This is a genomic window from Haladaptatus litoreus (assembly GCF_900156425.1).
In the GTDB taxonomy this organism is placed as follows: Archaea; Halobacteriota; Halobacteria; order Halobacteriales; family Haladaptataceae; genus Haladaptatus; species Haladaptatus litoreus.
Map to the genome: position 1 here is coordinate 141,994 of NZ_FTNO01000001.1, position 20,878 is coordinate 162,871.

Annotated in this window: 23 protein-coding genes; 8 read left to right on the forward strand and 15 right to left on the reverse strand. The window is 59.9% G+C overall.

What is annotated here, in order from left to right; all coding sequences use genetic code 11:
- Positions 1 to 10: 10 nt before the first annotated feature.
- Complete coding sequence (locus BW974_RS00785) at positions 11 to 793, reverse strand: NAD-dependent epimerase/dehydratase family protein (RefSeq protein ID WP_076427135.1); 783 nt, start codon at positions 791 to 793, stop codon at positions 11 to 13.
- Positions 794 to 879: 86 nt separating this feature from the next.
- Between BW974_RS00785 and BW974_RS00790 the strand changes: the two genes are divergently transcribed.
- The 3 genes from BW974_RS00790 (at position 880) to BW974_RS00800 (ending at position 2,247) form a co-directional block, all read left to right on the forward strand.
- On the forward strand, positions 880 to 1,527 hold the full coding sequence (locus tag BW974_RS00790; RefSeq protein WP_076427137.1) for a helix-turn-helix domain-containing protein: 648 nt from the start codon (positions 880 to 882) through the stop codon (positions 1,525 to 1,527).
- Between the two features lie 78 nt (positions 1,528 to 1,605).
- On the forward strand, positions 1,606 to 1,998 hold the full coding sequence (locus BW974_RS00795) for a prefoldin subunit beta (RefSeq protein ID WP_076427139.1): 393 nt from the start codon (positions 1,606 to 1,608) through the stop codon (positions 1,996 to 1,998).
- A 3-nt stretch (positions 1,999 to 2,001) separates the two neighbouring features.
- Entirely contained in the window at positions 2,002 to 2,247 is a 246-nt protein-coding gene (locus BW974_RS00800) for a DUF3194 domain-containing protein (RefSeq protein WP_076427141.1), read from the forward strand.
- 90 nt (positions 2,248 to 2,337) lie between these two features.
- On the opposite strand, the gene BW974_RS24480 is transcribed toward BW974_RS00800, so the two are convergent.
- The 7 genes from BW974_RS24480 to BW974_RS00830 form a co-directional block, all read right to left on the reverse strand.
- Positions 2,338 to 2,517 carry a hypothetical protein gene (locus tag BW974_RS24480; RefSeq protein ID WP_139328792.1) on the reverse strand — a complete coding sequence of 60 codons (180 nt, stop codon included), beginning with the start codon at positions 2,515 to 2,517 and terminating at the stop codon, positions 2,338 to 2,340.
- A gap of 474 nt (positions 2,518 to 2,991) precedes the next feature.
- The gene (locus BW974_RS00805; RefSeq protein WP_076427144.1) at positions 2,992 to 4,386 is read right to left on the reverse strand and encodes an FAD-binding oxidoreductase; all 1,395 of its coding nucleotides are present in this window, start codon (positions 4,384 to 4,386) and stop codon (positions 2,992 to 2,994) included.
- A gap of 66 nt (positions 4,387 to 4,452) precedes the next feature.
- Positions 4,453 to 6,303 carry a DUF2070 family protein gene (locus BW974_RS00810; protein ID WP_076427147.1) on the reverse strand — a complete coding sequence of 617 codons (1,851 nt, stop codon included), beginning with the start codon at positions 6,301 to 6,303 and terminating at the stop codon, positions 4,453 to 4,455.
- A 36-nt stretch (positions 6,304 to 6,339) separates the two neighbouring features.
- Positions 6,340 to 6,888, reverse strand: a complete 549-nt coding sequence (locus BW974_RS00815; protein WP_076427149.1) for a GMP synthase subunit A — start codon at positions 6,886 to 6,888, stop codon at positions 6,340 to 6,342.
- Positions 6,889 to 6,978: 90 nt separating this feature from the next.
- The gene (locus BW974_RS00820; protein ID WP_076427151.1) at positions 6,979 to 8,160 is read right to left on the reverse strand and encodes a PKD domain-containing protein; all 1,182 of its coding nucleotides are present in this window, start codon (positions 8,158 to 8,160) and stop codon (positions 6,979 to 6,981) included.
- A 60-nt stretch (positions 8,161 to 8,220) separates the two neighbouring features.
- The gene (locus BW974_RS25260; protein WP_076427153.1) at positions 8,221 to 8,586 is read right to left on the reverse strand and encodes a hypothetical protein; all 366 of its coding nucleotides are present in this window, start codon (positions 8,584 to 8,586) and stop codon (positions 8,221 to 8,223) included.
- A 43-nt stretch (positions 8,587 to 8,629) separates the two neighbouring features.
- Positions 8,630 to 9,502: a TIGR01548 family HAD-type hydrolase gene (locus tag BW974_RS00830; RefSeq protein ID WP_076427155.1), complete on the reverse strand. Its 873-nt coding sequence runs from the start codon at positions 9,500 to 9,502 to the stop codon at positions 8,630 to 8,632.
- A 72-nt stretch (positions 9,503 to 9,574) separates the two neighbouring features.
- Here BW974_RS00830 and BW974_RS00835 point away from each other — a divergent pair, with 72 nt between their 5' ends.
- Positions 9,575 to 10,186 (forward strand): methyltransferase domain-containing protein, encoded by a 612-nt coding sequence (locus BW974_RS00835; RefSeq protein WP_076427157.1) that lies wholly within the window; start codon positions 9,575 to 9,577, stop codon positions 10,184 to 10,186.
- Positions 10,187 to 10,288: 102 nt separating this feature from the next.
- Positions 10,289 to 10,486: a heavy-metal-associated domain-containing protein gene (locus BW974_RS00840; RefSeq protein WP_076427159.1), complete on the forward strand. Its 198-nt coding sequence runs from the start codon at positions 10,289 to 10,291 to the stop codon at positions 10,484 to 10,486.
- Between the two features lie 111 nt (positions 10,487 to 10,597).
- Here BW974_RS00840 and BW974_RS00845 read toward each other — a convergent pair whose 3' ends face one another.
- Complete coding sequence (locus BW974_RS00845; RefSeq protein WP_076430174.1) at positions 10,598 to 10,963, reverse strand: UPF0146 family protein; 366 nt, start codon at positions 10,961 to 10,963, stop codon at positions 10,598 to 10,600.
- A gap of 63 nt (positions 10,964 to 11,026) precedes the next feature.
- Between BW974_RS00845 and BW974_RS00850 the strand changes: the two genes are divergently transcribed.
- Entirely contained in the window at positions 11,027 to 11,563 is a 537-nt protein-coding gene (locus BW974_RS00850; RefSeq protein WP_049971752.1) for an archaemetzincin family Zn-dependent metalloprotease, read from the forward strand.
- Here BW974_RS00850 and BW974_RS00855 read toward each other — a convergent pair.
- Entirely contained in the window at positions 11,551 to 12,210 is a 660-nt protein-coding gene (locus BW974_RS00855) for a helix-turn-helix domain-containing protein (protein WP_076427161.1), read from the reverse strand. The genes BW974_RS00850 and BW974_RS00855 overlap by 13 nt on opposite strands.
- 81 nt (positions 12,211 to 12,291) lie before the next feature.
- Here BW974_RS00855 and BW974_RS00860 point away from each other — a divergent pair, with 81 nt between their 5' ends.
- On the forward strand, positions 12,292 to 13,650 hold the full coding sequence (locus BW974_RS00860) for a cytochrome P450 (protein ID WP_076430175.1): 1,359 nt from the start codon (positions 12,292 to 12,294) through the stop codon (positions 13,648 to 13,650).
- Here the strand turns inward: BW974_RS00860 and BW974_RS00865 are convergent.
- From BW974_RS00865 to BW974_RS00880, 4 genes are all read right to left on the reverse strand, one after another.
- Positions 13,647 to 14,918 (reverse strand): NHL repeat-containing protein, encoded by a 1,272-nt coding sequence (locus tag BW974_RS00865; protein WP_076427163.1) that lies wholly within the window; start codon positions 14,916 to 14,918, stop codon positions 13,647 to 13,649. The genes BW974_RS00860 and BW974_RS00865 overlap by 4 nt on opposite strands.
- A 48-nt stretch (positions 14,919 to 14,966) precedes the next feature.
- The gene (locus BW974_RS00870; protein WP_076427164.1) at positions 14,967 to 15,986 is read right to left on the reverse strand and encodes an aldo/keto reductase; all 1,020 of its coding nucleotides are present in this window, start codon (positions 15,984 to 15,986) and stop codon (positions 14,967 to 14,969) included.
- A gap of 116 nt (positions 15,987 to 16,102) precedes the next feature.
- On the reverse strand, positions 16,103 to 17,914 hold the full coding sequence (locus tag BW974_RS00875; protein WP_076427166.1) for a ribosome biogenesis/translation initiation ATPase RLI: 1,812 nt from the start codon (positions 17,912 to 17,914) through the stop codon (positions 16,103 to 16,105).
- 3 nt (positions 17,915 to 17,917) lie between these two features.
- On the reverse strand, positions 17,918 to 18,229 hold the full coding sequence (locus BW974_RS00880; protein ID WP_076427168.1) for an EMC6-like membrane protein: 312 nt from the start codon (positions 18,227 to 18,229) through the stop codon (positions 17,918 to 17,920).
- Between the two features lie 413 nt (positions 18,230 to 18,642).
- On the opposite strand from BW974_RS00880, the gene BW974_RS00885 reads away from it, so the two are divergent.
- Entirely contained in the window at positions 18,643 to 18,921 is a 279-nt protein-coding gene (locus BW974_RS00885) for a MarR family transcriptional regulator (protein WP_049972060.1), read from the forward strand.
- 45 nt (positions 18,922 to 18,966) lie between these two features.
- On the opposite strand, the gene BW974_RS00890 is transcribed toward BW974_RS00885, so the two are convergent.
- Complete coding sequence (locus tag BW974_RS00890; RefSeq protein WP_076427170.1) at positions 18,967 to 20,805, reverse strand: PINc/VapC family ATPase; 1,839 nt, start codon at positions 20,803 to 20,805, stop codon at positions 18,967 to 18,969.
- Positions 20,806 to 20,878 lie beyond the last annotated feature (73 nt).

Genomic DNA, 20,878 nt, shown 5'->3' on the forward strand with positions numbered 1-20,878 from the left:
GCCGTGCGACTCATCCCGGAATCCGTCGCGGTTCGGGTGCGTCGAGTCGCTCGGCAAAACGCCGGAGAAAGGTCGAAAGCGTCACCGGTCGATTGTCGGTGACGTGCCAGTGTCCGGTTGCGTCGGATTCCGCCGCCGCCACGAACGCTCGCGCGGCGTCTTCGACGTGGACTATCGAGAGCGTCGCATCCTGTCTGCCGAGGAGGCCGCCGCCGAGAATCGGGTATTTCCCGTCCAGCAGCCCAGAACCCATCTGACGGGTATGTGCTGATTCCGGGTCGTAAAACCACCCACAGCGAAGGATACCGACTTCGAAGCCGTGGTCTTCGCCTCCCTGTCGGACGATTCGCTCCGCATCCAGCGCGGAGCGAGTCACTCGGTCGGGGTTCGGCGGCGTATCTTCGTCGAACGGCGAACCGTCGGGTTTGCGGGCGAGCCACGTGATGCTCTGTTGCAGGAGGCGGTCAGCACCGATTTCGTCGGTGACGGAGACGAGGTTTCGCGCACCTTCCGCGCGCACCTTGTCGTTCAGCACCCACTCCTTCTCTGTCGGTTTCCTGCTCGTCGGAATCGCGGTTGCGGCGTGGACGAGAACGTCGCACCCCTCTGCCGCCTCGGCGAGCGATTCGCGGTCGAGAATATCGCCGCGACGGGGTTCACCGCCGCGCTCGGCGACGAGTTCGTCGCCTCGCGCATCGCGTGTGAGTCCGACGACGCTGTGGTTTCGTTCCGTGAGTTGCCCGACGAGTCGGCGTCCGAGGACGCCAGTTGCTCCAGCGACGAACACGTTCATAATTGTCTCTTCGTCCGAATTCTCGATAGGCGTTCTGCCGAAGTCCTCTGGATGATTTATAAGGGTTCGAAAGCTGACAGTCGCGTATGAAATATCTTCGCCTGTCGCTCGACCCCGGTCAAACGACGGTACATCCCGTGTACGACGTTCTCACAGGGGCCGACTGCATCGAACGAGCGCGCGGTCTTCACGGAAACGTTTCCGGGAACATCGCCACACTTCTGTTTCACATCCGGGGGGATGTGGAGCGATTCACGACGATTCTAGACGACATCGAACAGGTGCTGGACTACGACGTAACGTCGCTTTCTGACGACGAATTTTACTGTTACATCCACAACGAGACGACCGCCGTGGATGGCGCGCTGTTCGCCGCGTTCACGCGCGAAAGTGTCGTGCAAATCTCGCCCGTCGAGTATCACGACGACGGGCGAGCCACGTTTGCGGTAGTCGGGCCGTCCGTCGAACTCCAAGACGCGATGGCCGACGCACCGTCCGGAATCGACCTGCGCGTCGAACGAATCGGTGACGGTGCGCCGGAGCGCGCCGTCACCGCAGGACTGAGCGAGCGTCAGCGAGAGGCCGCGGAAATCGCTGTCGAACTGGGATACTACGACGTGCCGAGACGGGCGAGCCACGAGGACGTTGCAGACGCACTGGAGTGCGCGCCCAGTACCGCCGCGGAACACCTTCGAAAGGCGGAATACAAGGTTTTTAGCTCCTCTTTCCCGTGAAACGCCATCAGGATTTTGAGTCCTCTCTCACGAGTCGCAAAGAGTGGCTTTTTCCGTCCCGACCACGACGTTCTCACTATGCAGGGTAATCTTCCACCAGAAGCACAGGAGAAGCTCGAACAACTGCAAGACCTTCAGGACACGGCACAGCAGGTCGCCGTCCAGAAGAATCAGGCCGAAACAGAGCTGACCGAAGCGCAAAACGCGCTCGACGAACTGGACGACATCGACGAGGACGCGACGATGTTCCGCGAAGTCGGCGAACTGTTCGTCAAGACCGACTACGACGACGCACAGGAAAACCTCGACGACAAGGTTGACACGCTCGAAATCCGCGTCGAGACGCTCGAAAAACAGGAGAGTCGAGTGCAGGAGCAGTTCGAATCGCTCCAGAGCGAACTGCAGAACATGCTCGGCGGCGCAGGAGGCCCGTCCGGCCCGACCGGTCCCGGCGGCGCTGGCGGCGCGTAAGCGATGGTTAGCGACGAAGAAGTCGTTCAGACTGCCGCAGCGGCGGCAGAAGACGTGATTTTCTCGCGTATCAAACAGTCCCAAGTGAAGGATTTCGACGTGACGGTCACGTTCGAGGAGGGCGTCCTCGACGTAGACGTGTACGTCAACGCTCCGAACTCGGAACGGGACGAAGAGAAAATCGCGAACGATGCGGCGCTGGCGGCCCGAGCGGCGGTGGACGAGTTGTTCGCCGAGGAATCGGCGTAACCGTCGTCCTCGTCTTTTCATCCCGTCCTTGAATTAGCAAGGACAAACACTACGTTCGTTTAGTTGCTTGAATTTAATCGTGACGCGCCATCAGTCACTGGCCCGCTCGGGGGACGGCCGCCAAACGGCGGAATCGACGCGCTTTCCTCGCGTCGTGAGACAGCGTCCCGCTGGCTGACCCGCCCACCCGATACCCATCTGGACGACCGATGGCCGGGCATCTTTCCACGGGCGAACCGGAACGCACTGAGCAGTGAAACGCTTTCCCACTGCGGAGAACGCGGGAATCTGTGCATACTCACTGCGTCCCGGAACAGGCCGAACATGGTGGCCCGAAACCCCTCGATGGAGACAGCGGGGGAGAGTAGGTCTGTGAGCGGGCGTTACATCCGTCCGCTGGTCTGTCACATCTGGGCAAAACGGTTTCCGGGGCGGTCAGGGTTTGGATAGGTCGGGGGAAACGGGGGTTTCCGGTGGGTTTCAGGACGGTTTTCAATGTATGCCGTTTTACAGTCGCTGATACCACAGTAGCGAAATTTTGATGGTGTGGGTGGTGGCTCCGGTTACGCAAGAAAGATTCCAACTGCTGGCTTTTAGGCAACGCCCGAACGCCGTCAGTCGCTCGTAGCAGAGCCACGCTCTCTCTTGCATTCGCCCGTCTCGGCCAAATCCGCAGGGCGGGCAGGCCGTCGGCCTGCCCGCCCAACCCAAATTTGGGTAATCGATTACCTGTGTCGGGTGTCGTTATTCCTCAGCCTTCAGATTTCCGTGCGCCCGGAACACGCCCTCCGGGTCGTATTTCGCTTTGACTTCGGCGAGTCGTTCTGCGTGGTCGCCGAACGGAATCTCCGAAGAATCCTCTTCGAGTCCGGGGAAGTTGACGTACTGGCCGCGCGCTTCCGAATGTTCACGCATTTCCGCGATGCTTTCTCGCACCCACTCCACGGCGGCGTCGGTTTCTCTGGGGTCGTCCCAGTTCGCCTCGAAGTTGAGTCCGTAGGGAACACCCCGATACGGGAACGCGGTTTCGTCGGCATCGACGCGGGCTATTTCGCCGCCGCCCTGCCACACGTCCACGGTCGAAAGCGGCACCGGACAGCGTTCCGAGCAGGCGACGATGCTGTCGATGACCTCGTCGTTCAACTCGTCCAGATAGAGCGATTTCCAGTAGTAGTATCGCCCGTCGGGGTAATCCTCGTCCAGCATCGACTGGAGTTCGACGTATGGTATCGTGCCGCTGAAGTCCGCGACTGGGTCGGCGAACTCCCGAATCGGGCGCAGTGCCTCTTCACCTACCTCCGGGTCGCCAGCGTGGCACCCGAGGAAGGCGATAGCCGAGTCGCCCCACGACGATTCGGGGAACTCCTCCAGTTCCGGCACCCACGCGTAGAACGGCAGGAGACTCACCTCGTCCGGCGCGTCCTCAGTGTATTCCCTGAAGAATTTGAGGGCGTCTTCCGCCTGCTTTCCATCGTACCAGACGAAACACATGGCGACTTCCGGGCCGACCGGATGGCATTCGTATTCGAATGCGGTGACGATGCCGAAGTTGCCGCCGCCGCCGCGGAGCGCCCAAAAGAGGTCTTCGTGGTCGTCTTCGCTGGCTCTGATGAACTCGCCGTCCGCTGTCACCACGTCGGCCGAAACGAGATTGTCACAGGACAAGCCGTACTTCCGGCGGACGTGTCCCATGCCGCCACCCAGTGTGAGTCCCGCGATGCCGGTGACGGAGACGACGCCGCCGGGAACTGCCAACCCGAACTGCTGTGTCTCGCGGTCTACGTCGCCCCACGTCGCGCCAGCACCGGCCCGGGCGCGGCGAGAATCGGGGTCAACCTGTACCCAGTGCATCGGTTCGAGGTCGATGACCAGTCCGTCGTCCACGGTGGCCCGTCCTGCGACACCGTGGCCACCGCCCCGCACCGCGATTGGCAAGTCGTGTTCGCGGGCGTAGCGCAGTGCGGCTTGCACGTCCGCAACGCCCTCGCACTGTGCGACCAGCGCGGGTCGTCGATTTATCATTCCGTTCCACACCCGGCGTGCCTCGTCGTATTTCTCCTCGTCTTCTGGCGTGATGAGGTCGCCTTTCAGTTCGGATTCGAGCGTCTCGACTGTCGAGTCTACTGTCTCTATCGCCATATTCCCCACCAAAAGAACGTTGGTCGTGTGAGTCGATAAACAGGTTTGTAAAATCGGCGGACAGGTTTAGGCGAGGAAAAAGATGAGAACGCTGATGGCCATCACGGCGAGGATAACCGCCCCTGCCAACGCGCCGCCCATTGCGATAACCGCGTTCGCGTGACTCGCAAGCGTTTCGGTGCGGTCGTTGCCGAAGACGGTGACTTCCGCGTATTCGCTCGCCATGCCGCCTTCGACTGGTTCGAGGTCGGCTGTCGCCTCCTCGACCAGTCGATTCACGAGCGAGATGAGTTCGTCGTGGTCGATGGCCCCGCCGACCTGATTCGAGGATTCGACCATGTTCACGATGTGTGTGTCGGTGGTCATCACCTCGACTTCGTCGGCATCGACCGCCGAGACGATTCTGTCCCGCAGTCCGGGTTCCATGTTGTTTCCGTCCACGAGGATGTACGCAGTGCGCTGGCCTTCGACTTCGAATACGGACACCCGGATACCGAGGGGGCCGATTCCCTCCGTGGGCGTCCACTCCGTTTCGTCCCACGCGACGCCGAGTTTCGGTGTGCCGCGCTTCGCGCTTTCGAGGTCTGCCGAGACTGCCTTCGCCGCCTGAATCATTTGGAACGAGCGTTCGCTCCCGGGATAGACGTGACCGAGGTCTTCGCCTTGGAGTCCGTTGTTGCAGTTGTGCGCGTCCACGAGCATCACGTCGTCCAGTCCGTTCGACCGGGCTTCCGCGGCGGCGGCGAGGCCGACCGAGTATTCTACGTCGTCGGCAAATTCGGGGGAGTACGTCGCGGCGAGCAGTGCATCGTTGCCGAAGCCCTGTCCGACGATTTTCGCGTCCCCGTTTTGCGCTCGAACGCTTTGTGTCGCAGTGTCACTGTATTCGATTCGCTGGAAGGCGGTCTCCGCGGTTTTGAGAATCGTGTCCACTTCACGCTCGGTGACGAGATTGAAATCGTGCCCGGCGGTTGCGTGGGGCGGAAATGCGAGCCCGTCGGCCTGACTGGCCACACGCCGCGGGAGGTTGCCGCCGCCGATTTCACCCATCGGGCCGGGATGAATCATCGGCAGGACAAACCGGGCTTTCTCGCCCTCATCGGTTCGAAACGAGAGGACGGTGACGGGAACGACCGCCTTCTGTCCCATCTTTTCGAAAAAGTCCTCCAACTCGCGGGTGCCTTCTGCGATGTGGCCGATGAATCCCCGGACGAAATCGAGGACGCTGACGCCGAGACTGCGCCGCCACGGGCGGTCGATGACGACGAGGAAAACGTACACGCCGAGCGCGTACACGCCGCAGACGAGGGCGAGCAGGATAAAATCGCGCGGTGCGATGACGCCCAATTCCGGTGGTGCATGGCTCCCTCGCGCGAGGACGTTCTGCACGAGCGGGCCGCCGACTTCGAGGACGCGAATCGTCTCGCTGTAGATGAAAAACAGGAGTGCAGCGGTTCCGGTTTGAATACCCGCGGAGACGGACGAGACGAGAAACGAGGTGCGCGAAACTGCCATCACGACGAACAGCCGCAGAGCGAAGATGGCGGCGAGGCTGACGAGAAGCACGTCGAAGACGAACTGCTGGCCGATTCCCGTGAACGCGGCGAAGATTCCGGCAATCGTCATCACTATGACGACGAGAACTTCACACGTTAGCGCGAGCAGCGACGAGCGATTGTAGGTCAACTGGCCGCCGAGAAGACGGTCAACCGGCGTCGTCAAAACGCTCGCCACGACCGTCGGAATTCCGATGAAAAATACACCCTCCCACGCGTCTTGGAGGATGTACTGGGAGTCGAACGCCCCGATACCCGCGAGGGCCGCGATAAGCAGAGCGAACGTGACGCTCGCGTACCACTGCGGCGCGCGGAAGATGTAGCGGGACAGGCTCGCCAGGTCGCTCTGGGTCGCTGTCATTGGCAGAAAAGCTACGCCGCGGAGAGTTAAAAGATACTACTCGCAGATTTCTCGGAAGTTTTCGAACACTTCCTCGCCCTCCGCGGTGTGGGCGACTTCCGGATGCCACTGGACGCCGTACAGGTCGCGGTCGGTGTCACTCATGGCTTCGATGCCACAGACGTCGCTCGTCCCGGTTCGCTCGAATCCGGACGGTACTTGCTTCACTTCGTCGGCGTGGCTCGCCCAGACGCGCGTTTCGGGTGCCAGCGAACCGATAAGCGGGTCACCCTCTTCCGTCACTTCGACGGTCACGTCCGCGTAGCCGCCGTACTCGCCGCCGCCAACTTTGCCGTCGAGAACGTGTGCCATCACCTGCATGCCGAGGCAGATACCGAGAACTGGAACGTCGAGTTCGAGGTACTCCGCACAGTTGCCGATGTCGTCCATCGACGGGCCGCCCGAGAGCACGAGGCCGTCGGCGTCGATTTCTTCGGGCGGCGTGTCGTTGTCGATGAGTTCGGTTTCGATGCCCATGTCTCGAAGTGCGCGGTGTTCGAGGTGGGTGAACTGGCCGTGGTTGTCCACGACGAATATTTTCGTCATTGGCGGGCGATATGGAGGGCACGAATAAAAGCACCTCGTCACCGCCGCGTTTTTGCCACGGAGTGATTACGCTACCAATCTCCCGAGTCACTATCGCTTCGCTATCGCTCCGCCCACGAGCAGAATAGCCGCGAGCGCCACGACGCCCAGTCCGTAGGTACCGAACGGCGAATCAGACCCCGGTAGAGCGTTCGATTCTTCTGATTGCTGGTTCTCTGTCCCCTCACTCGACGAGCCTTTATTGGGCGATGAATCGTTTTCGCCGTCGTGAGCGGAATCCACCACCTGTACCGTCGCAGTCGCGCTGTCGGTGGCGTTTTCGCTATCCACGGCCGTCACGTTCGCTGTCTGTTTTCCAGCACTCTCGTAGGTGTGCGTCGCGGTCGGTTTCGTGGTCGTTTCGTCAACTTCTCCATCGCCGTCGAAATCCCAGCGATATTCGGAAATGTCCCCGTCGGGGTCGCTCGATTCGCTCGCGTCGAAAGTCACTTGCTGGCCCGTTTCCACCGAATCGCTCGCCGTGAGGGTCGCCGCTGGCGGTGACCCGCATCCGCCGGGACGAATGGTCACGGACTGGCCCATGTCGAGTTGCGTTTCGTTCGGGTCGCTCGCGCTCCCCGACAGGAACGCCCACGAGGTGACCGGTTCGGATTCGAACCTCGAATCGTAGAGCGTTGCTCCCTCGTTCCACGACGGGGAGACGGTTAGTCCGTACTCGCCGGACAGTCCGCGGAAGACGGCCCCGTCAACGCGCGACCCCGTCCACGTCCAGTCGATTTGATTTCGTGACCACTGGTCGTCACGGCCATCGTAGGTGTCGTCCATCAGTATCCACGCTCCTGATTCGGGCAGGCTGTCGAAACTGAACGACACTGCGCTCATCGGGAGTTTGTCGCCGGTTCGTTCCTTTCGCAGTTGGTCGTGAAGCACGACGAGGCTGACCACGCCGTTCGGAGCCTCGTACAAGAACATCGTACTTCCGTTCTCTCGGGTGACATTCCCCGGTGCGAACGAACTGTACGACCAGTCGCTCGGTTCGGTGTAGGGATTTCGATAATCGTAGAACGAAACCACGTTTTCGTCGCCCTGAATTGGATTCACTGCGACACAGGTGTCGCCTTGTTGAACGGAATAGGTGTCGTGTTCCGACGCAGGCGTGTCTGGAAGTGTGTCACCGGGCAGTCCTGGCGGCGGGAGTGCGGTGGCGATACCGAACGTGGAAACGACGAGTGTAACGAGGAGGAGGGCGGTCAGTGCAGTACGATTACTCATCGTTCTGCAAGCGTTCGCTTGAACCTTTGTTATGGCCCGCCTGTGATTTTCGCTCTCCTTTCAGGCACCGCTTTCTTCGAGCGCGCGCCCCGATTCACGAAAGTACACGACCCACGCGATAATCGGGAGCATGATGGTAACCCACGCGAGACGGACGCGAAAGTCGAGGCTCACGCTTGACAATAGGTCTACCACCTGTAGTCCACCGTAGATGAGCAGTACTGCCCCGACAGCGAAGGACATATGCTGATTTTGGGTCGTCTCACGCCCCAGAATAAGGTAGACGAGCGGAACGCTGATGACGAGAAGGGGTACCGCGAAGAAAACCTGCGTGAACGGGTCTGGCGGCGAGAACGTCGCACCGGCGACGAACGCCAGAACTGCTCCATATTTGAGCGCCGAAACGGCGCGTTCTACGGAAACCATACCTGCCAATCCCGCTCGGAAAATATTATTTTTCCGAAAATAATTAGCGTTCTGCGAGCAGTTCGGGCAAATCGTTAATCGAGTCGATGACCGCCTCTGAACCGTTTTCTTCGTATTTTCGCTTCCCTTCCTCCCCGGTCAAACCCCCGGTCAAAACACCGATTCCGAAATACTCCCGCGACGAATCGGCGTCCGCCGCATTCGTCGCGGTTCGAACGTCGTCCAGCGTGTCGCCGACGAAGACGACTCGCTCCGCGTCGAATCGCTCCGCGAGCGTCAGCAGGGCGTGCGGATGCGGTTTGCCCTCTTTCCAGTCGTCCATCGTAAATCGGTGGTCGTCCGCCACGTCGAGTTCGGCGCGGGAGAGCGCGATGTCGGCCTCTGCGGACGGTCTGCCGGTTACGATTCCCACCGGGTAGTTTTCCGTGAGGTTCGCAATCGTTTCCGGTTCGACCAGCACGGGTTCGTCGTTGATGTAGCCTCGCGTGTCGAGGGTCGGTTCCGCGCCTTCGAGTTCGGCGTACAGTTCCGCCCCGAGGTAGAGTTGCTGAAACACCGCGTGCAGTTCTTCTCGGTTCCACTGGTCGAAAACACGCTTTCTCTCGTCTTCCGGCAGAGCGTCGGCAACGACTCGCTCCGCGCCGTCGAGTCCGCCGCCTGTCTCCGCGATTCGGTCGGTGAACTCTCCGATCGTCTGGTCGAGTCCCTCGCGTTCAGCGAGGACGTACAGCGCCACCGCGTAGGTGAGTTCCCAGTCGTTGTTGAATCCACCGGCGTCCTTGAACGCCTGTATGTCGGGTTTCGGGATTGTGTCGTCGTAAACGCGCGAGACGGATTCGATAATCGCTCTCCGGTAGGAATCCGCCACGTCCACCAGTACCCCGTCGATGTCAAGCACGACAGCGTCCGCATTCATGTTCTCGGCTGGGGGTTCCGAAAGTATGGGTCTACCGAATCGACTATGCTCATCGCGCGTGATGGTTAGTCCATGCAGTACGACGAACTCCAGCAACTCTACGGCCACGACGAATATTACTGGGGCACGGAGCCGAACGGGTTGGCAGAGACGGTACTGGAGTTCGCACCGGAACGGACTGCCCCCGCCGCAGTTGACATCGGTGCTGGAGAGGGCCGAGATGCGGTCTACCTCGCCAAACACGGCTACGGCGTCCTCGCGGTCGATCCGATTCACAATGGGCTGGAAAAAGCCGAGCGACTCGCGGAAAAACACGATGTCGTCATCCAAACGCGAGAAGCGGACGTAAACGACCTCGACTTCCCGGCGATGGACGTGGTGTACTCTTGCGGCGTGCTCCAGTATCTCCGCCCTGAGAACCGAACCGAGCAGTTCGAACAGTTCAAAACCTCCACGACAGACGGCGGGATTCACGTCCTCTTTGCGTTCGTGAACCACCCCGACGTTCCCACCGCGCCCGACTGGGGCGACAACGAGCATTTCTACGAACCGGGCGAACTCCGAGAGTACTACGACGATTGGGAGGTCGTAGAGGAAGACGAGTTCGTCTTCGACGACGATTCCGGCGGCGAACCGCACCAGCACGCGGCGGAAACGCTGGTCGCCCGGAAGCCGGAAGCGTAGATTCCCACCTGCTTCTCGACGCAGTTCATATCGGAACAATAGTCAAACAATCTGTCCAATATTGTGGTATTAACTGAATAGCGGCCCTCTGTTCGAGTGCAGATGAAAGAGTACACCGTCCAAGTCACTGGCACGAGTTGCAAAAGCTGTGAAAGTATGGTTCGAGACGCGGTGACTGCCCTCCGCGGCGTCAGTAGCGTAGACCCCGACGCCCAATCCGGCGAGGTCACCGTCCGAGGCGAATCCGGAACCGCCAACCGCGTTTGTCAAGCAATTGACGAACTCGGCTACGAGGCGTAAGCCGAAACAGGCTTCGACGAAACACCGAGGACACGAATTTCACTCCCCCACAGGTCTTTTTCCGCCGATAATTCGTTCAACATTCGGATGTGGTTTTGATACTGTCGTTAATCACTCCCGCGCCCAAAACAGCGTCTCCCCGGAAATCGTCTCCCGACGAACCGGAACCGACGGCTGGTCGCCGCCCAAGGTGGTAAACACGAAGACTGAATCGCACTCCTTCGCCACGGCAAGCGCGGGGCGGTGGAGTTCCGGCGGAATGTTCAGCGCGTAGAGCACATCACAATTTTCGTACACGCTGGCGTCTGGATTCGTCACGTCGTCCAGCACGAACTGAACATCCGCAGGAACCTCGCGCGGTCGAATGTCAGTCGCGGTAACGACGATTCCCGCGTTGGCGAGCGCACCCGCAACGTCCGGACGATTGCCGATTCCGATTTCGACGGCGGACTGATAGTCGGCGAGGCGGGCAACCATTTCGTCGCGGGTTTCCGGGTTCACGGCGGGATGTTTATGGGGCGTCCCCCCATAGGAGTTGCTATGTTGATTGACATCGTCCCCGTGGGGGACGTGACGGGACGGGTCAAACGGGAGGCCTCTTCGGCACTGCGGCGGATCTACGACTGCGATGTGATGGTTCACGAGCGACAGGAGATTCCATCCGGGTCACACGACCCGAACCGGAACCAACACCGTGCGGAGGATTTTATCGAACTGGCGAGTCGCATCGGCACGGGGGAGAAGAACATCGCCATCACGCCGCAAGACCTCTTCTACCGCAGACGGAACTACGTTTTCGGACTCGCCTATCTCGACGGCCGAGGAAGCGTCATCTCCACCTATCGACTGCAACCCGCCTCCGACGGCTTTTCTTCCGACGGCGGCATCACGACGAAACCCGCGGACGAAGTGTTTTCAGACCGCGTTCGAAAGGAAGTCGTCCACGAAATCGGGCACACGATGGGACTCGAACACTGCGACAACAGCCGCTGTGTCATGAACTTCTCGCCGACAGTCCGCGAAGTTGACGTGAAAGAAGAGAACCTCTGTGGCACCTGCCAGCGTCAGGTGTTGTAAACCAGTTCCCGAACGACTTTCGATTCTGCGTTTCTGAGGTGTGTTGAGGCCGTGCTTGCGGCACAGTCTAGTTTTTCCGCGATGGCCTCCACGCCGGACTCGCGCGGCACCTCGTAGTAGCCGACCGCAACAGCGATTTCCAACGTCTCTTGCTGGCGCTCCGTCAATGTAGACCAGAGTTGCGCCTGCGGCGTGTCGTACTCGCCGATTTGCTCGACTACCACGTCGATGTCGGTGTCCAGTCCCTCCATTACCGCGTTCATATCGTCAGCTCTACCGACGAGTTCCATCCGCATCGCCCCGTCGCTGGTGTACGTGATGGGCGGCACGACGAGAATGCTCGTCCCTTCGAACGCGGTTCTGAACTCGTCGTCCACGTCGCGTTTCGCGTGTTCGATGTAGGCGTAAAACGAACTGTCCGCAAGCGGCGTGAGTTCGTAATCGAGAATCAACGGTTGCTCCGCAACTGCATCTTCGTACGCCTCTTCGTCGCCGACGATTCGAAAGAGAACGTAGTCGCGGTCCTCGTGCGAGAGGTTCCAGTTTAACAGTTCCGCACGCTCCATCTCCTCGTGCTCCATGATGAACGTTCGCATCGGGTTGCGCATTTCGACCGGATGACGAAGCGTGAGCCGAACGTATTTCATACGCGAACATACGGCTTCGTTTATAAATGCTCTAGTGGATTCGTGGGAAGTGGCTTCGGACTCGCGCGCTCATTTCCGTGTATGACCACGTCCGAAGCCACCACGAGTGACCAATTGGACGACCTCCCGCTTCCGCCGGGGCCGAACTCGTACCCCGTCGTCGGAAACACGCTCGGCTTTCTGCGTGACCCGTTCGAATTTTACGACTCCCTCGGCGACTACGGGGATGTTGTGTCGTACTCCGTTGCTGGCGAGGATTTTTGTACGCTTTTGCACCCCGATTACGTCGAACAGGTGTTGGTCACGGAGGAATCGAAATTCGGTAAGAGCGAGTTCGTGCAGGACGCTGGCGAGCGATTCATCGGTAACGGACTGTTCGCGAGCGAAGGCGAGTTCTGGCGACGCCAGCGAACCCTTATCCAGCCGGCGTTCTACCGCGAGCGAATCACGTCCTACACGGAACCGATGGTCGATTTCGCGGCCTCTGCCGCGAAATCGTGGAACGACGGCGAGACGATTCGGATAGACGAGGCGATGAAACGACTCACCCTCCGAATCCTCTCGAAAACTCTGTTTGACCTCGACATTCGAAACCAACAGTCCGCGATTCGCGATGCCGTGCAGGCAATCAACGACAAAGGTGACGCAAGTTCGGTCGATGCGTTTCTCCCCGACTGGGTACCGACGGCGACCAATCGGCGGTTTCGACGCGCGACCGACGATTTCGATGACGTAATCGAAACGCTCATCCAGAAGCGCCGCGGCGAACCGCCGGGCGACGATTTCCTCTCGATTCTCATGCACGCCACGGACGAACACGGCGAGGGAATGTCGGACGAGGCGCTCCGCGACGAGATGGCCACGTTCCTGTTCGCGGGGCACGAAACGACTGTCCTCGCACTCACCTACTGCTGGTACCTGCTCTCGGAACATTCCGAGGTTCGGGAGAAACTGAACCACGAACTCGATTCCGTGCTGGACGGCGACACGCCGACGATGGCCGACATCGAGAAATTGGAATACACGGACGAGGTCGTCAGGGAAGCGCTTCGACTGTATCCGCCCGCCTACGTCGTCTTCCGACAAACGAAAGAAGACGTGGAAATCGGTGGCTACAGAGTTCCCGCCGGAACCACGTTGACGCTCCCACTGTTCGTGATTCACACGGACGACCGCTGGTACGATGACCCCGAGCAGTTCCGACCGGAGCGCTGGACGACGGAGTTCGAGGACTCCCTTCCCGATTACGCCTACTTCCCGTTCGGTGGCGGCCCGCGCCACTGCATCGGAATGCGGTTTGCCAACACCGAAATTCGTCTCGTGCTGGCGACGATTGCACAGCACGTCGAGTTCGACTGCCACACTTCCGACCTCGATTTGCGAATGGGAACGACGCTCGAACCGACGAACGGCATCGAGATGACTGTGAAAAAACGCTAACGTCGCCGCTCGATTCCCGTGCCGACCAGCGCGAGCAGACCGAACAGGAGGAAAAAGGCCTGTTCCGCCAGTCGCTCCGGCGCGACGTACTTCACCATGGAAATCGCCCACGACCCGCGTTCGCGGACGACCGAAGCATCCTCGGTTTCGGATGGGATTTCTTCCTCGCTTGCTGCCGGGCCATCGCTCCCTTCTCCGGGCAGTCTGTCGGCCTCGTAGGGGAGCGACCCGGTTTCGACCGCCCAGACGATGTCGCCGTTCTCGTTCACTTCCACGACCCGGTCGTTGTACGAATCCGTGACGAGCGTATGGCCGTTTTCCATGCGGTCTGCGTCCCGCGGCCAGTCGAACACCGCACTTCCGCCGTACTCCCAGACGATTTCGCCGTCCTCGATTTCCAGTACACGGTCGTTTTCGCTGTCCGCCACGAGCAGGGTGTCGCCGAGCGTGTCGGGGTTGTGCTGTTCGTGGAGGATGTCACCGCGCTCCGAAAACGAATCCGGGCCGACCACGGGTTCGACGCGAATCGAGTCGTTTTGCTCCCCGGCCGAATCGTTCACGTGCAAATCGACCACCGTGTCGAAGTTGCGGATACTGACCCGGAAAACGCCGGGTTCGACCCTGTCAACGTCGTTGGCGTGCGTCCAGTCGCCTTCAGGCCCCAGATCGTCCGGGCGTTCGTAGCGGTCGGTCGCGTTCCACTCCCAGACGGTCTCTTTGTCGCGGTTCACCGCAAACACGCGGTCGTTGCCCATATCCACGAGCACCCAGCGGTCTTCACCGTTGACCGTGTAGTGGTCTGCGTCGTGCAATTCGTGGGCGTGGAGTTTCGCGTCGAACCACGAATACTCCCACGTCGTCTCGTTCGTGTCCTTCTCGACTATCCTGAGCGAGTTGCGAACGCAGTTTTCGTACCCGTCGTCGAGGAACTGTGGCGGACATTTCTCGTCGCTGATTTCGTCGGCTACCGCGATTTGAACCCGGTTTGGGCCGAGGGCTTCCACGTCGAACACGTCGTGCGCTCGGTCGTACTCCCAGACGATTTCGCCCGCAGGATTCACCTCGATGGCTCGCCCCTCGTCGTCGTACCCTTGAAGCGCGATGAGCGTGTTGTTCTCGGGGCGCTCTTCGTTTTCCGTGAGGTGCGGCCTGTCGGGGGCGGTAAACGCGCCGACGCCGGCAGTAGCGAACAGAACGACTGCGAGGAGGGCGAACAGGTTCGCGCGGTTGTCGGAGCGAGAGAGCCACGCGGTGAGCGTCGAAATCACTGTTCGGGGGGTTTGTCGGGTTGGAAAAAAGATGATTCGGTTCCCGTTTTAGCGTTGGACTTTGCCCCCCGCCTCGCCGAAGATGAGCGTCTGGACGAACGGTTGTTGAAGAAAGTCGTGCGGGAATCCGAGTTCGATAGCACTCATCTCGTCCAGTCGTCCGAGTTGTGCCTCGTCGAGTTCAACGCCGAGGCTGGTGAGATTGTCGTCCAACTGTTTCGGCGTTCGCGCACCCACAATCGGGAGGAGTTGCCCCGGTTGCTGGCGAATCCACGCGAGGGCGACCTGCGCCGGAGTTGCGTCGGTTTCCGTCGCTACGTCCATGACGACCTGCGCGACTTCCTTCTGGTGGTCGGTCACGTCCTGTTCTAGCTCCGTCACTCGTCCGTTTTTATCCGCCGCACGATTGTACTTTCCGGTGAGAATCCCGCTTTCCAGCGGTCCCCAGACGGTGACGCCCAAATCCAGTTCGAGCGCCATCGGAAGCAGTTCCCGCTCCGGCGTTCGTTCGAGCAGGTTGTACTTCAACTGAAGCGCCGAAACCGGTGCCCAATCTCGCTCCTTGGCGAGCGTTTGCGCCCGCGACACGACCCACGCGGGCGTGTCGGAGAAGCCGATGTAATGAACCGTTCCGCTCGAAACGAGGTCGTTCAGCGCGCGCATCACCTCCTCGACTGGTGTGATTCCGTCCCACGCGTGAACCCATAGGAGGTCGATGTACTCCGTTTCGAGGCGGCCGAGGCTCGCTTCGACCGACTGAAATACGTTCTTGCGGTGATTCCCGCCCGCGTTCGGGTCGGTCGGTCGCGTGTTCAGAGTGTACTTCGTGGCGACGACGAAGCTATCCCGTTCGTCGCCGACGAGTTCGCCGACGATTCGCTCGCTCGTTCCGTTGGTGTAGTTGTTCGCGGTGTCAATGAAATTTCCACCCGCCTCGACGTATCGGTCGAACATCTCCTCGCAGGCGTCCCGTCCGGCACCCCATCCCCACTCTTCACCGAACGTCATCGTTCCCAGCGCAAGTTCGCTGACCCTGAGGCCGCTGTTTCCGAGAAGTTCGTAGTTCATAGCGACGCTAGTACGTCAGCGCGACGCTAAACGTTCGCGACGATTGTAACGAACGTCGTTCGAACCGAAGAAAAATACCGTCGTGCGTTCCTCGCCCATTGTCCGTCGTTCGCTCGTTAGCTGTAGTAGTATTCGCCTTCGCTTTTCTGCTTGCGGTCGAGTTGACTGCCGGGTTTGTTGATGCGCGGGCGACCCACGTTCTCGTCCCGGCGGAAGGTGATGTCGAGGTTGGCGAGGAAGTCGTTCATGCCCTCGCGCATTCCCTTGGGGCGTCCGGCGTGACCGTGTTCTGCGGGTTCGCCGTCGAACACCATCAGGCGGTCGGAGAGCAGGTCGATCATGTACGTGTCGTGGTCGATTACCAACACCGTGGCGTCCTGCATCTCGGCGTAGCGTCGAATCGCGCGCGTTGCCCGAACGCGCTGTTCGACGTCGAGGTACGCCGAGGGTTCGTCCAGCAGGTAGAGGTCGGCCTCTTTCGACAAACAGGCCGCGATGGCGACTCGCTGGCGCTCGCCGCCGGAGAGGTCGGTCAGGTTCTGCTCCATGATGCGGTCGAGCAGGAGCGGTTGGGCGATTTCGGTGTTCCAGTAGGAAGAACCGAAATCGTCCGACAGCGACGAGAGGAACACGTCCACGCGCATCGGTTGGTCGATTTCGATGTACTGAGGTTTGTACGAGATTTCGAGTTCGAGGTCAACGTCGCCCTCGTCGGGTTGGAGTCGCCCGGCGAGCAGTTTGGCGAACGTCGATTTCCCGATTCCGTTCGGGCCGACGATGCCGAGGACTTCGTTCTCGTAAATCGTGCCGCCCTCGACGTCGAGCGAGAACTCGCCCTCGCCGTAGGATTTCGAGAGGTCGGGATACTCCACGAGTGCGTCCGCGGCCGTCGTCTCGCGCGGTGCGTGTTCGTCGAACTCGATGGCGTTCGGACGAATCCGCATGTTCTCGTTGTTGAGGTAGCCTGCGAGATATTCGTTGATGCCGTTGCGCACCGATTTCGGCGTCGTGATGACACCGTACGCACCGGGTTCACCGTAGGCCACGTGAAGGTTGTCCGCGACCAAATCGAGGATGGCGAGGTCGTGTTCGACCACGAGCATGGAGCGACCTTGCTCGTTCGCCATCTCCTGAATCAGGCGCGCGACTTTGACGCGCTGGCTGATGTCGAGGTACGGCGTGATTTCGTCGAGGAAGTAGAAATCCGCGTCGCGGGCGAGTGCGGCCACCAGGGCGACGCGCTGGAGTTCCCCGCCGGAGAGGCTGTCGATGCCCTGTTCCATTACGTGCTCGATTTCGAGTCGTTCCAGCAGGTCGTCCAAAACGCCGCGTTCGTCGGTTCGGGAGAGCAGGTCTGCGGTACTGCCGTCGAACCTGTCCGGAATCTTATCGACGTACTGTGGTTTTCGCGCGACCGTCACGTCGCCGTCTCGCACGTCTTCGAGATAGTTCTGGAGTTCCGTCCCGCGGTAGCGGTCGAGCACCGCGTCCCATCCCGGCGGCTCTTCGAACTGACCGAGGTTCGGCGCGAGTTCGCCAGCCAAAATTTTCACTGCGGTCGTTTTCCCGCTCCCGTTCGGCCCGAGAATCCCCGTCACTTGGCCTTCCTGTGGAACCGGCAGACCGTACAGCGAGAATGCGTTTTCGCCGTAACGGTGGGTCGGGTCGTCCTGTAGCTCTTGGGGCAGGTTGATGATTTCGATTGCGTCGAAAGGACACTTTTCGACACAGATACCACACGTCTCGCCGAGGCAGATTTCCTCGCTGATGTGAATCTGGTCCGGTTGGCCCTCCTCCGTGTCCTCGCCGCGGAGCGTGATGCACTCCTTTCCGGTTCGGTTCGGCGGGCAGTAGTTTTTACACTCGTAGTTGCACCTGTCGGGCGAACAGCGCTCCAAATCCACGACGGCGATACTGTCTTCTGCCATGGTTTACACCTGCACCTGATTCGTGAGCAGGATTCCCCACGTGATGAACCAGAGAGAAAACGTCATGAACGCCACGAAGAGGTGGTCTTTGACTCCATTGAGTTCGTAGCCAATCACGCGGAGCAGTGGTAGTTGTACCACGACGGATCCCAGCATGATGGCCAGCCCTAACTGATCTGTCGCTGCCGCACCGCTCGTCCCTACCACCATGGCAGAGGCGAATCCGGCGGCAATTCCGGCCAGCGAAGCGAGCGCCGTAACGGTGATACTCCGTAGATGGGCCGCCCGTCGCTCTGTTGCCTGTTCAGTCGCCATGTGTGGCAATCGGGTACCCGGCCTCAAAAGGTGTTCGTTTGCGTGTATCTCCGTTCGCGCTCTTCGAGGATGGGTGTTGGGTGGTTGGTGTGTAGTGAGTATTTGTTTGAACTCGTCGTCTCCGCATCTTCTGTGAGTTGTTTTGTGTATTTGGGACTAGTTTGTTATCGCTGCTGTTATTGTGACTACTCGTCTCATTCGCGCTAGCCGAATAGAGACGGGAGTGTGTATTTACGTGCCTATTGGTAACAATAATCTGCGTCGCCAACGAACGGTTGGCAGGCGGACGGTTGGTGCGTCGTTTTTGGGACGTAACTCCCACAATCGCGTTTGGTGAGTCACCACTAACCGTTTCCCATGTCACCGTGTCTCAATAGTTTTATGCCGGTGGGGTGTTTCGATTCGTAACGATGATGAGCCAGACAGAACGGGAGCAAATCGACGACCTGCCACCGAGTGCAAAACTCGTGTTCAAGGTTCTCGAATATCAGGGGTCGCTCACACAGAAACAGATCGTCGATGAGTCGATGCTGTCCGCACGAACGGTTCGCTACGCTCTCGAACGACTCGAAGATATCGGCGTGGTCACGGAAGACATCTACTTTGCCGACGCACGACAGAATCTCTACGACATCGACTTTCCGACAGAAACGGATACGGAACAGTCCGCCGACGCCCAGTGCGCTGAATAGCTAAATTTCGCTCTCTTCTTTTCTTCTCTCTTCTCCTTTACCGTCTCAGGCAGTTACGACCGTAATCTGGCGCTCCCGGTCGATTGCGTGTTCCAACTCCTCCGCAATCGCGCTTCCGCGAGAAACTTGAATGTCGCCGCCTCGTCCGACCGTCGCGGTGAACAGATAGTCGCCGTCCGCCTGCACTTCGACAGTCTCCCCGGCGTGGCCGTCCAGTGGGATGATGACGTGTCTGGACGTGATTTCCGGAATCACGACGTCGCCGCGGGGTTCGGTCTGTGTCGAACTGCCGCCGACCGATGAGGGTTTGTCTTCGTGCGTTCGCACGTCGATGCTCATTCCCAGTCGGTTTTCGATGTCGTCGATTCGGCCGCCACCCTTGCCGATGACGTAGGAGATGTCGTTTTCGTCCACGTAGACGACGGCGTTGTTTTGGCCTTGAATTTCCACGTCAACCCGGCCACGCGTGACCGATTGGATTTCGCGCTCGATTTCCTGCTTGGCGAGTTGGGAGACGCCGCCCTCGTCGCGGTCACCCTCTTGCAGTGGAACCGTGACGACCTGTCGGTTGAAGGTGTAGATTTCGTACTCCGGCGTTTGGGTTTCGAACTCCTCGACCACGATGACCGGGCGGGCGAGGTCTTCTTCCATCATCCCCTCGGGAACCTTGACTTGCGTCGTCACGTCGTACACCTTCTCGATTTGTCCAGCCTCGATGTAGACGACGGTGTCTACGATTTGCGGAATCATGCCGAGTTCGACCCGGCCGATGAGACGCTGAAGCGCGTCGATTGGCCGCGTCGCGTGGACGACGCCGACCATGCCGACGCCCGCGAGGCGCATGTCCGCGAACACTTCGAAGTCGTTCGTTTTCCGCACCTCGTCGTAGATGGTGTAGTCGGGACGCACCATCAGCAGGGAGTCCGCGGTTTTCTCCATCTGCCCGGCGAGTTCGGTGTACTGCGTGATTTCCGGCCCGACCTGCAAGTCGCGCGGTTTCTCCATCGTCTTCACGGCGAAGTCGTTGTTCGCGAGGAACTCCGCGACGGCCTGCGCGAAGGTCGATTTCCCGGCACCCGGCGCGCCGGAAATCAGGACACCGCGCTGGCGTTCCAGCAGTCGGCCTTTGAGTTCGTCTGCGTGCTCGTAATCCTCCATCGAGGTTTTGACGATTGGCCGAACCGCCGTGATTTCCCACGCGTCGGCAAAGGGTGGTTCCGCGATTGCGATTCGGTAATCGCGGAACTGGACGATGGTCATACCCGGTTCGTCGATTTCGATGAACCCTTCCGTACTCTGTTTCGCGCTCTCGATAATTTCCTGCGTGTACTCTTTGAGGTCTTCCTCGGTCGAAACCTCGTCGCGAATCTGTTGGTAATGCATCTCGCCGACTTCTCCCCGTTTCGCCATCGGCGGCATATCGACTCGGAGGTGGACGCTCATGGTCTGTTCATCGAAGTAATCCTCGATGCTCAGTCGGCCTACGTCCCGGGTTTTGGGCGAGATGTACTCTACGTCTAGTCCTTTTGCCTGCGCAACCTCGCTCTGGACGAGGTCGCTGGTGACGAACGTGGCGTCGTATTCGTCCGCGAGCTCTCGAATCAGCGCGTCGATTTCGCCCCGGTGGGCGTAGCCCTGCTGTTCAGGTTCGGGTCGGACACCGACGTATTCCAGTTCGATGTCCCCCGTATCCGCGAGAGCCGCGAGTCGTTGGAGTTCCGACAGTCCGTTCCAGCCGTTTTCCTCGCCGTTGTTCGCCTGCGATTCCAGTTCGCTGACGACGGCCTCGGGGATGAGTACCGTCGCCCCTGCAAACTCGCCGTCATCGATTTTTGCGGAGATGCGACCATCGACGACGGCGCTCGTATCCGGCACTACGTTCATGCCTACAAATTCGTGTGGGGGATTCATAAGGGTTTCAGCGTCCGGAGTCACGCTTTTGCCATTCCATGACGTA